This is a genomic window from bacterium (assembly GCA_040755755.1).
Taxonomy (GTDB): Bacteria; SZUA-182; SZUA-182; order DTGQ01; family DTGQ01; genus DTGQ01.
This window is the reverse complement of the sequence record JBFLZW010000067.1, coordinates 51,115-61,827: the sequence shown is the minus strand read 5'-3', so window position 1 is coordinate 61,827 and position 10,713 is coordinate 51,115. Positions and strand designations below refer to the sequence as shown.

Annotated in this window: 7 protein-coding genes; 2 read left to right on the top strand and 5 right to left on the bottom strand. The window is 50.5% G+C overall.

Annotation, left to right across the window (positions count from 1 at the left end):
* Positions 1–663: 663 nt before the first annotated feature.
* The gene (locus AB1611_19070; GenBank protein MEW6381685.1) at positions 664–828 is read right to left on the bottom strand and encodes a hypothetical protein; all 165 of its coding nucleotides are present in this window, start codon (positions 826–828) and stop codon (positions 664–666) included.
* A 516-nt stretch (positions 829–1,344) separates the two neighbouring features.
* On the opposite strand from AB1611_19070, the gene AB1611_19065 reads away from it, so the two are divergent.
* On the top strand, positions 1,345–2,571 hold the full coding sequence (locus tag AB1611_19065; protein ID MEW6381684.1) for an ABC transporter permease: 1,227 nt from the start codon (positions 1,345–1,347) through the stop codon (positions 2,569–2,571).
* A gap of 39 nt (positions 2,572–2,610) precedes the next feature.
* Here the strand turns inward: AB1611_19065 and AB1611_19060 are convergent, their stop codons facing one another.
* The 4 genes from AB1611_19060 to AB1611_19045 form a co-directional block, all read right to left on the bottom strand.
* Positions 2,611–3,657, bottom strand: a complete 1,047-nt coding sequence (locus AB1611_19060; protein MEW6381683.1) for a pilus assembly PilX N-terminal domain-containing protein — start codon at positions 3,655–3,657, stop codon at positions 2,611–2,613.
* Between the two features lie 77 nt (positions 3,658–3,734).
* Entirely contained in the window at positions 3,735–6,158 is a 2,424-nt protein-coding gene (locus AB1611_19055) for an Ig-like domain-containing protein (GenBank protein MEW6381682.1), read from the bottom strand.
* Positions 6,159–6,189: 31 nt separating this feature from the next.
* A complete protein-coding gene (locus AB1611_19050; GenBank protein ID MEW6381681.1) occupies positions 6,190–6,609 on the bottom strand; it encodes a prepilin-type N-terminal cleavage/methylation domain-containing protein in 420 nt (139 codons plus the stop codon).
* Positions 6,593–7,093, bottom strand: coding sequence for a GspH/FimT family pseudopilin (locus AB1611_19045; GenBank protein MEW6381680.1), 501 nt, complete (start codon positions 7,091–7,093; stop codon positions 6,593–6,595). The genes AB1611_19050 and AB1611_19045 overlap by 17 nt, the downstream gene beginning before the upstream one ends.
* Before the next feature lie 533 nt (positions 7,094–7,626).
* Here AB1611_19045 and AB1611_19040 point away from each other — a divergent pair.
* Positions 7,627–10,626 (top strand): C25 family cysteine peptidase, encoded by a 3,000-nt coding sequence (locus tag AB1611_19040; GenBank protein ID MEW6381679.1) that lies wholly within the window; start codon positions 7,627–7,629, stop codon positions 10,624–10,626.
* Positions 10,627–10,713: the final 87 nt, after the last annotated feature.

Below are 10,713 nucleotides of genomic sequence, written 5' to 3'. Positions count from 1 at the left end.
GTAAGAATAATTCTGTGCTCTTGCCCTTAACCTATAATTCTATTCCTTAGCTAACTTTATTTTTACCTCAACCTTTGGCTATTTTATTGTTTAGATCAGGTGTAAAAATATTTTTCAAGATTACAGCCCTGTAGGTTTTCTCTTTCCGGCAGACTTAGGAAATATTTTATTTTATTGCTATCACCCCCTTATGCTATGATGTTGTTGAGTTAGGGGTTACTATAACCCCTAGCGCCCCTCACCTGCCACAGGGGCTCTCTACCACCCCTCCGCCCCGAAGGGGCGAGGGAGAAAAGCACTACCTTGAGCTCAATGTCAATGGTGTTAATGGGTATGAGTTCCACGAGCGGATAGTCACTTGGTCAGTTTGCCATAAATCCAGGGGAAATCGAAAAATTTATGATTTACATTCACTATTATGAAATATAATAATGCAAGTTTGAGGCCATAATTGAAAAATAAAAATACAAGCATTATTTCCCCTTATCTTTCAGCCTGTTATTGCTTATGGGCTCAACAACCCCCTGGAAGTGGATCCGGCCAACTTTTTGGCCGAAAATGGAGTTACAAGCTATTTTCTGATCCATAATCCATTGATTTTTTGTATGTTTTGTTTGTCAGCCAAGATCTTGACCGAAAATGAAGTTACAAACAATTTTTAATCTATAATCCATTGATTTTTCTTACGCTTTGCTTGTCGGCCAAGATCTTGGCCGTTCGGCCAACTTTTCGGCCGATCGAGGCTAAAATCAGAATTGTCCCGGCCTGCATCAGCCACCAGATGTTCACCATTTCCCTTTGATCAGCGAGGAGGGTGAAAATAACCATCACCACCGCCCCCCTCAAGGGGCAATGTCATCAACTTAAGCTACTAACCAAACAAGCCCCTCACCCCAGCCCTCTCCCCAAAGGGGCGAGGGGGAAAAACACTGCCCTGGGTTCAGTGTTTATAGGTGCGAACTCCATCAGGGAGCAAAAGCCTGACCTTAATTCATCCCTTAAGTTGATGACATTGCCTCTTAAGGGGGAGGAGTGAAGGGGATGTTCACATCAAAGACGGGGAACATCTGACCTGCCACACCCCATCTTGACATTCTCCGGCGAAAGTGCCACAATTACTTTCCTGGTACACTCCGCATACTGTCGTTGGTCCACAAGGCAGTAAATCCGTGGCACTACGCAGTAAATCCGTGGCCGGTCGAAGCGCAACGGCAAGAAATTTGTTGGGGCTTGTGCCCATTTATTGGGGCTTTTTGCCCAGGTGGCGAGCTAAGCCTGCGTGGCGAGCTAAGCCTGCTTTTTCCGCAACTCCAAACTATCTCACCAGTGGGTATCTGAGTATCTATGGCCAACAATCTCGAAAACATCCTCGGCGCGTTTGAGGCATTGAGGGTCAATCGATTCAGGACTTTTTTAACGCTTTTGGGGATTGTCATCGGGGTGGCTGCCGTCATTATGGTAGGTGCGGCTGTTCAAAGCGGGAAGACCATCATTTTTGACGAGCTTCAGACTTTTGGCCTGAAGTCGCTCTGGGTTTTCCGGTCCTTTACCGACGATCAACCGGGCAAGACCGTGGTTTCGGGAAGCGGCATCGATACTGATGATATTTCCGCCATCATGAAGAGTGCCCGTCAGGTGAGGAGGCTGGCGCCGGTTTGTGATCAGTGGAACCTCTGGGCCAAATACGCTAATAACTACATTAAGATTCAGTTCATTGCCAGTGGCCCTGATTATAAGCCGATTAATAACGATACCATCACCAGGGGAAGGTTCCTTATTCCGGAGGATCTCGAGTACCGGCGTGATGTCTGTGTTATTGGTACCAAGGTGGTGAATAAGCTCTTTGGCAGCGAAGACCCTCTGGGAAAGGAAATCAAGGCAGGAGAAAGCAGCTATCGGGTCATTGGCATTCTCAAGGAGAAAAATCGGGATTTTCTGGCCAGCATCGGCTCTGGTGGCGGCCAGGATGCCAATAACCGGGTCATCGTGCCGATTACTCTCTATCAGCGCAGAACCAACACCAGGGAGATAGAATATCTCCAGGCCGAAGCCCTCGACGTCTCAATGGCCAAGACCGCGGCAGAGGAGATCAAGAACATTCTCCACGTTCGCCATCGGGGCCAATATGCCTATGAATCCCAGACCATGCAGCAATATATTGAAACAGCCGAGCGGATTGTGCAGGGGGTATCCTGGATCGGGGCTATTGCAGCCATTGTTTCCCTGGTGGTTGGTGGCATCGGCATCATGAATATCATGACCGTGTCCGTGGTGGAGAGGATCAGGGAAATCGGGCTTCGCAAAGCCCTTGGGGCCAAGAGGTCGGACATACTGGTTCAATTCCTGTCGGAAGCGATCGCCATCAGTCTCCTGGGCGGTGTGGTCGGCACGCTTATGGGCATCGGGCTGATCTGGATAATTCAAATTCTGAGCAACAAGCCAAGGCTGCTTGCGCCGGAATACATTGTGGCAGCCCTGGCGGTTTCCATCCTGACCGGCATCCTTTCCGGCCTCTACCCGGCACATCGGGCAGCTTCCCTGGATCCGGTCGAAGCCCTGCGGCATGAGTGATTGTCTAGTCCCTGACGGAACTTTCCGGAAAGGCCGTAGTTAATCCTCGATCCAGCTTACCACGCTTAAGGGGGAGCTTCCGGCGTCCTGCATCACTTTCCTGACGACATCGTCGCACCACTGAATATCCGGATTTCCCCGCATATCAAAATCGTTCGGGGTCAAAATCGCGCCGGTGAGCTGAATTCCATGACTTCCGCCTCCGGTCTGCCTGACACTGCCGAGGACGATAATCAGGCCACACCAGTGGAGTTGCCCTGAAAGGTGCAAATCCCCGGTAACAACCAGGATGCCATAGCCGTTTCTGTTCCCGGCAATAGTATCCGAACCGTTGATGTAAACCACTTTGAGATCATCGGTGGCACCGATGTCGCCGTTTCCATTGGGAATGCTGGTCAGGTCCGCAACCGTCTTGTAATAATCGGCCATGGCCTGCAGATCAAGGGGAGGAGTATTGTAGACCATTTTATTGGGATTTGAGGTGATAAGCTGGCCCTGATCAAAGTCCAGGGGGTCGGAAGAGCTGACACACGGCTGTGGAGTGACAACGCAGGGAGCATGGGTATCGTTACTGGTATTGCCGTCATCCGCCCAGCTCGGACAGGATGAGTCCCCGTATATCCTGTTTGGCTGACCTCTGTTTTCTCCTGATCCGCAGTAGACAGGGGAAATGACGTCACCTGATGAGAACGAGCGCTTCAATTCGGCAATGATCCGCTTATTGGCAACTTGAGCAGGATCTTTACCTTCGGATATGACTCGATAAATATGATTGTTAGGATCATAGGTAACACAATACCGATAATGGAAGGGGATGCCATTTGCAGGCGATATCCAGTTAGGATCACCATCCTGGTCCAGGACCGCAGTGTTATTTTTAATCCTGGCCGTGGCCTCGGCTATGCCCGCCTCACAATCATAGAACGCCTGGATGCTCTGTTTATGATTCTGGCTGATCTTGTATTCAGTGGCTGTATTGGTCAAGACCGCGGTCCCCAGGAGGAACAGGACAGCCATTAAGGCCATTACCGTCACCAGGGCTATTCCTTTGGAATCCCGATATGATCGGGTAAGTAGTGGGAGCATGGGTGAATCCTTTCTTTCCGGCTGAACCTTCTGGTCTTAAGCTTGAGGTAACATTGTTACCCTGCCTTACCCTGCCTTTATCGATCACTGGAGGTATAGGTCGCAGTGTTGGCCGAAGCGGCTGAATCCGTAGCTGAAATGGTTACGGTACAGGTATCGTTTTGCTGTCGGACATACGTACCCCGATAGATATTTCCCCCTATATGGGTCATCTGAACCGGACCTTGCGGGCTTCCGCCGCACGAATAGGTAAAGCTGGCCGAAGCAACACCGGTTGCATCGGTGACTGTGGCCAGACATTGTATGGTTACCCAACCCCTTCCGGATGAAGTAAACGAGACATTGCTGATTGAAGGAGGTGTGGTATCGGCACCCTGGCCATAGTTAAGGACAGTGACAGCCACCGAGGAGCTGCCGGAGCAGTTTTCACTGTCGAGAGTCTGCACGGTTATCGTATGGGTGCCATTGACTGCCAGCGAAGTATCCCATTGATAGCTCCAGGTGCTGGTCCCGGCGAGCTGGCTCCATGCTCCGTCGTCAATTTTTATTTTGACCCAGGACAGGGCATGGGAGGAGGATGCTGTCCCGCTGATGACGGCATTTCCGGACAGGGTAGCACCTGCTGCTGGGCTGGCAATAGTGACCGTCGGGGGAGGCTGGCAGGCAGCCGACTGAGTGACCAGGCTGCTGGCAAGGCCGCAGGAGTCCACCGCTTTGATGCCGAAGTTACTGTACCCTTGAATACTCAGGCTCCTGCTCGTCTGACCTGCCGGAATGGAGCTGTCGATCAGTGTTTGTGCATCCCCGCTCAGCCCATAGATCCGGTATCCGCAGACATCATTATCTCCCTGGCCGGAAACAGGGTCATCGGCTGACAGAGACCAGTTAAAAGTTACGGTACTGCCTGCGATACTGAAGGAGAAGTCAGCCGGTCCGTCAGGGGGATCGGTATCGGTGACCGTGGCAGAAGATTGCGGGGAGTTGACACTTTCATATTTATCATCGAAGGCTCTTACTACATAGTAATAGGTGCCGCAGGGAAGATTTGCATCCTGGTAGGTGTAGGTCCTGGTAACTCCGCTCTCGATATTGGGATCGGCGAAGATCAAGGTGTACGGCCCGCCTGAGGCAGTACCCCGGTAAATCCGATAGGCGGAAACGTCGCATTCCGGATTGCCGGTCCAGGTGAGGGTAATCACCCGGCCCTGTGCGGCAGCGGTTAAATTCCCGACTGCATCCGGAGCGTTGCTGTCCATGATGGTCCGCTCCGTGGAATAATTACCTACCCCTGCGCTATTGACCGCCGCGACACTGACATAATATGTCAGGTGGTTGGGATCTTTTATCGGACCGATATCGATATCGCAACTCGTACTATTTTGAGGGTAAGCGGTGTAGTGACGGGTTAGCGGAGTAAGATCATAGGCCACGATATATCCGCTGACAGCGCATTCGGCAGGCAGGTTTTGGTTCTGATTATCCCTGGTAACCGCCGACCAGGTAACATGTATGGTACAGGGCGACAGGGAGTTAAGCCCGGCCAGGGGGGAGAGGGTGGGAGTTGCCGGCAGCAGGCAGCTCGTTTCCCTGAAATTCCGCAGGCGAAAATCAGCCAGTAATTCGGTACGCTTGTAACCATCTGAGGAACCATCCACATATTCACTTTGAGCAGAGGTGCGGGTTATCAGTTGCAGCCGATAATTCGGGAATGCGGCGGGGATGATCTGAAGATTCTCGACATCCTCGGCTACATCCACGTAATCAGCTTCATTATGCTTTCTCTTGAGGATGGGGTGTCCTGCGGTATGATGAAGATGAGAGGGGTCATTCTCCTCATTGATTACGGTATAGGTTATGACATTGATCTCCCTGACAGGCGCTCCTCCAGCATAGTTTGCAGCCAGTCCCTGATATCCTGCCAGGGAAGGATTGGTGTCAATTGCCAGGGTGTTCCCGGAGACAGCCACAACCCGCGCGAATTCGGTATGGTCGCCGAGGCGAATAATATCATTGGGCCTGAATTTGGAGCTTGCGGAATAGCCGGGGCTGTTGGGATCAAGGGTAATAGTAGTGCTGCTGCTGGATGCACTGGCCAAGAGTTTAGTCTCTCTGGCATCAGCCATCAGAAGGGTAATCATGTCCGGAGCGGAACCATTGCCTTGAGTGATGATCGGGCAGGAAGCTGAAGAGAGGTTGACGGTTTGGGGGTAAGTGGGGAGATAATCACTCGCTATCCAGCTCGAAAGATTATTTAAAAATGCAGCCTCCAGAACCTTGTAGCCGGATGAGCGAAGCTCCCTGAGGAGAATATCCTGTGAAGCCCGTGCACTCTGCGAGGATCCGATCATTTCCCGCTCCTCCTGGAAGGTTTTCTTCTGCGAGGTAATGACCTCAAAAGCAGCCAGGAGAGTAATCATGAAAACAGCCATGGATATCATCAGCTCTACAAAGGTAAAGCCTCTTTTATCCCCGTATAGTCCATACTCGATACATCCAGACATAAAATCTCCTGTTGGGGAAATGACCTCAAGGTTACTGGTTTGCCATCATGGTTTGCACGGAGACTGCATGTGGACCGAGGATGTCGGTCCAACTGACGGTGACCGTTATCAGCCTGGTGTCAGAAATCGGTCCATTGGCTGTCGTGACCGTGCGACTGAAGTACCCTCCCGGCTGTCCTTTCTCATCAATATTATTTTCCTGACTGTTGGACAGGGCATTATAACCCAATGCCTTGATCGCTTCTATTTTCGCCTGGCAAAGATTACAGGCCATGGTGGTTTTCCGGGAAATGGCACCGCTTCGGGCAGCATTCACGATAACATTTCCCATACCGAGAACCGAGATGGTCAGAATGGCCAGAGCGATGAGCAATTCCATAATAGTAAACCCTTCTTCCATCAGGCAACAGGACGTTCTCTCCGGATAGCGGTCTTTAATCCCAGGTATCATAGACTTTAATCCCTCCCGCCAGGTTGATGGTTATCTTCTTCCTGCCCCCATCACCGTTTTGAATTTTGATTGTCGAGGCTGTCGAACATAACCCCTTTGGATTGAAAACCGGATCCTGGGTTACGCTGCTGATATCGATATTTTTTTGATAATACAGGTTGGAACTGTCATTTAACCTTCTCTCCAGATCAACCAAAGCACCCGGCCAGTTCGATCCTTCTGATTTGTTGCCTTCCTCAATCCGGTAACTCTCCGCTGAGGTATTAAAACTGAGCCGGAATTCCCTGGAAGTCGCGATTGAGCGCATCCGGGCAAACTGCAGATCATTTACAATTTGCTGAGCAGTACTATTCAGTCTGATTCCGGGCATCATGTGGACGACAGCCGGTCCGGCAAGAGTAGCCAGGATGACAATTATCGAAGTGATGACCAGAATCTCGATCATGGTGAAAGCGTTCTGATGAGACAATAGCCGATCGTTCATGGCTGGATAAATACCTCCTGTATATTATGGTACCAGGATTCTTATCATGGGAAGCTTAAAATATCCTCCCCTATTTTTTCATCGACCGGGAGGGTACAGAAATTCGGGGAATATGACTTCCCGGTTGTTCCCCAGGTAATCATTTTATTCCCGGAAGTGGGAAACATTTTATCATATGATTACTATTGACATTGGTGGTTTTAGTTAGTTATAATTTTCATGGCAATATCGAGATGAATAAAACTATTGTTCTCTGCTCAATAAACCAAGGAAGGGTTTTTAAGCTTCAAGCAGTTCCTTCAAAAGCTTGCGCTAAGAATCAATATGCCGGGGCGGATAACTATCCGGCCCTGAGTCGCTTAACCGGTCTGGGGGGATCATAAATGGGCGTGATTATTTATTATTACAATTCAGCATGACGCTGAATAATAAAAACTTATATTCTGGAGGTAGCCATGCTAAAGGTGGAGAAGAGAGTGGGAAAAAGGCATTGTATTTCTCCGGTAGTATTGTCCTGTCTCACAATTTTTAGTTTGAGTGTTTTAATTCATTTCCTGATTCCTCCTTCAATCAGAGCAGCCGGTGATCTCATCACGATCAAAGATCCATCGCTATTAGCTGCCATTCAGCCTGTTTCGATAGCCGCCATACAACCGATTGATTTATCAGGGCTAAGGTCCATCGATATAGCAAGAATCATCCCTGCGGCAACCACGCCGGAAGCATTACAACCTGTATCTGTTGTCCTGAATGAAGAAATTCTTTCAGCTCAATTGCCGATCACCAGGTCCTTTGAGTTCAAGACCATTACTCCGCTGAATACCAGGAATTTCTCAATCCAAAGCCAGCTCGCTGCGGTTAATTTCTCCAAGATTACGGGAAATAACCAGGAATATCAGAAAATATCGCTGATAGGAAAAGAAGGGTTTGTGAGTGGGGAGGAGGGTCAGCCCGCGCTGCCTGGTTTTACCAAAGTTGTAGCTATACCTGTCGGGGCTGAAATGAATGTCAGGGTTATCGAGGGGGAACCGAAAGTAATCACTGGTATCAGGGTCTGCCCGTTTCAGCCGATTCCGGAAGACCAGGCCGGGACAGCCCAAAGCTTTGAAACAACCCCGGCCTTTATCGATAAGATAAATTACCGGCTGAACAGGTTCCTGCCGGAGGATTTGATTGCCATCCGTTATGACATGCTGCGCGGCTGCAAAGTCGCCATCATCAAGGTGACCACGGCCCGGTATAATCCTGCCCTGAAAGAGCTTCGTCTTTATCCTGATCTTACCCTTGATATCAGTTTTACCGGCGGAGAAGACAGCTACATACCGGATGAAAAAAGGTCTCTCTATTTTGAGGATACCTACAGCATGGTTCTGGCTAATTCCGCGAAAGTCGGTATATTAAGCAAGGCTGAACTGCTGGCTAAATTGGGCGCTGTTCTCTACCTGCGGTGTGATTTGCTCATCATTACCCCGGATGAATTCGTAACTCAGGCTGAAACTCTGGCTGCCTGGAAGCGGGAAAAAGGATTCTGGACCTGGGTCCGTACCCTGGATGACATCCAGGATGCACAAGGGGGAACTTCGGCTGCGCATATCAGGGAATATATCAGAGATATATATGACAATCATAACCTCAGTTATGTATTGCTCATGGGAGACGCGGAGGATATCCCTACCCATTATTACACTCCATCCGGATCAACAGTGCAGGCACCTACCGACCTCTATTATGCTGACATGGATAATGGTGCAGGACAGTATTTCCCGGACCTGGCCATTGGACGGCTGCCGGTCAATTCATCGACCGAGGCACAGAGGGTTGTCGACCGGATCATCGCCTATGAAAAGACTCCACCAACGAATTCAGGCTTCTACCGGCGGGTTATCCTGGGAGCATATTTTCAGGATGGTAATAACGATGGCCAGGACGACCGGAATTACGTCCAGACTATTCAGGAGTTATACAGCTTCTTTACCGGCAAGGGCTACACAGTTCAGAGAGAATACGTCAGCAGCAGCAGTAACCCGCAGTACTATTCGGACGGCACCGCTATTCCGGCGGATCTGAAAAAACCGGGCTTCCCCTGGGACGGCAATGCCGCTGATATCGTAACCGGCCTCAATGAAGGGGCTGTTCTTATGGCTCACCGGGATCATGCCGGAAGGAGCGGCTGGGCACATCCGAGTTTTACCACATCCAATTTTGCCAGCTTGAATACCGGCAGCCTGAGTCCGGTAATTTTCAGCATCAACTGCCAGTCAGGCTGGTTTGATAATGAGACCGACTCGGATTCCTCTACCACCACGGAGTCCTTTGCCGAGCAGCTTGTAACCAGAGATGGAGGGGCCGCGGCTGTTATCGCGGCCACCAGAAATTCTCCAACCTATCCGAACGATGATCTGGTCAGGGGCCTGACTGAATTCATCTGGCCGGATTTTCACCTTACCCCTTCAGTGACGGCCACATCCAAACGGCTGGGCGATGTACTGAATGCCGCCAAGCTGTATGTCAATGATCACTGGTCCGGCAGCACTGTCCAACGGGAATTCGAGCTTTATCACTGCCTGGGTGATCCCACGATGGAAGTCTGGACGAAAAATCCCCATCCGACGATTATCATCCCCTGGACAAAGTTGTATAAAGAGATTGTATACATCAAGCTCCCCGATCCGGGTCCGGATCCGATTAAGCAGCTCGCCGGGCAATTCATCGTTCCGGCATCGGAAGATGATGTTCTGGTCTCTCTGATCAGGGATGGAGAGATTCTGGGGCAGGGGATATCCCGGAATGGCCAGGCGGTCATCGATGTGGATGAATCAGTTGAGGATTTAACCGGGGTACAGGTTTCCTACCGCCTGCCTTCCGGGTATACCATGCTCGTCAATGGCCCGGAGTCAGGGGGGGATGAATGCCTGTGTAACGAGGATGACAGCGGAATCCTGGATCTGGGAGATGCAGTGGGTAAGGCGGGTTCGCAGGTGACAATCCCCGTCAGAATCCAGAGTGCACCCAATGCTGTTGAGAGCTTTGGCTTCGATGTGGTTTATGATACCGACTCCCTGGTCTATATCGATGATGGAAGGCTCGATGACGAGAAGGGTCCGCTCAGCCGGTCTCTCGATTTCTTTTCCGTGAGCGATCTGGGAGGACGTATCCATATTGGAGGATTTGACAGCAGTCTGGATAATAATAGCATTGTCAGGGGGAGCACGGGAGTTGTGGTCAATCTGAAGTTTGAGATCATTTCGGAGCGGGAGGATTGCACCTCCCCGCTGAGAGTGGAAGCCCTGGTAGATATGATCAGGACCTGGAGCGCTTCGGGCGGGTGTGTAAGGACTCTGCCTCACTGTGATGGCGATTTGAACGGGGATGGCCGCATCACGCCGGGCGATGCCCTGATCGCCTTCACCTGCTCGATGGGGAGCGGTCCCTGTCCTGCATGCTGTGATGTCAACGCAGATGGAGAAGTCACTGTCAGAGATGCTGAGTGCATTTTTCATAAGTATATGAAGCTTCCTTCGTGTCTGGATTAGACAAAGATACCTCAAAGTCCCCCTTGAAAAGGGGGACTTTGAGGCGTCGAGCTCAAAGGCTGAATGTTCGATTGAATTCAGGCTGCG

Bases quoted from the DNA above. Each gene is read 5' to 3' on its own strand.
- AB1611_19055 (MEW6381682.1), bottom strand. From the start codon at position 6,158: ATGTCTGGATGTATCGAGTATGGACTATACGGGGATAAAAGAGGCTTT.
- AB1611_19065 (MEW6381684.1), top strand. From the start codon at position 1,345: ATGGCCAACAATCTCGAAAACATCCTCGGCGCGTTTGAGGCATTGAGG.
- AB1611_19045 (MEW6381680.1), bottom strand. From the start codon at position 7,093: ATGAACGATCGGCTATTGTCTCATCAGAACGCTTTCACCATGATCGAG.
- AB1611_19070 (MEW6381685.1), bottom strand. From the start codon at position 828: ATGGTTATTTTCACCCTCCTCGCTGATCAAAGGGAAATGGTGAACATC.
- AB1611_19050 (MEW6381681.1), bottom strand. From the start codon at position 6,609: ATGATACCTGGGATTAAAGACCGCTATCCGGAGAGAACGTCCTGTTGC.
- AB1611_19060 (MEW6381683.1), bottom strand. From the start codon at position 3,657: ATGCTCCCACTACTTACCCGATCATATCGGGATTCCAAAGGAATAGCC.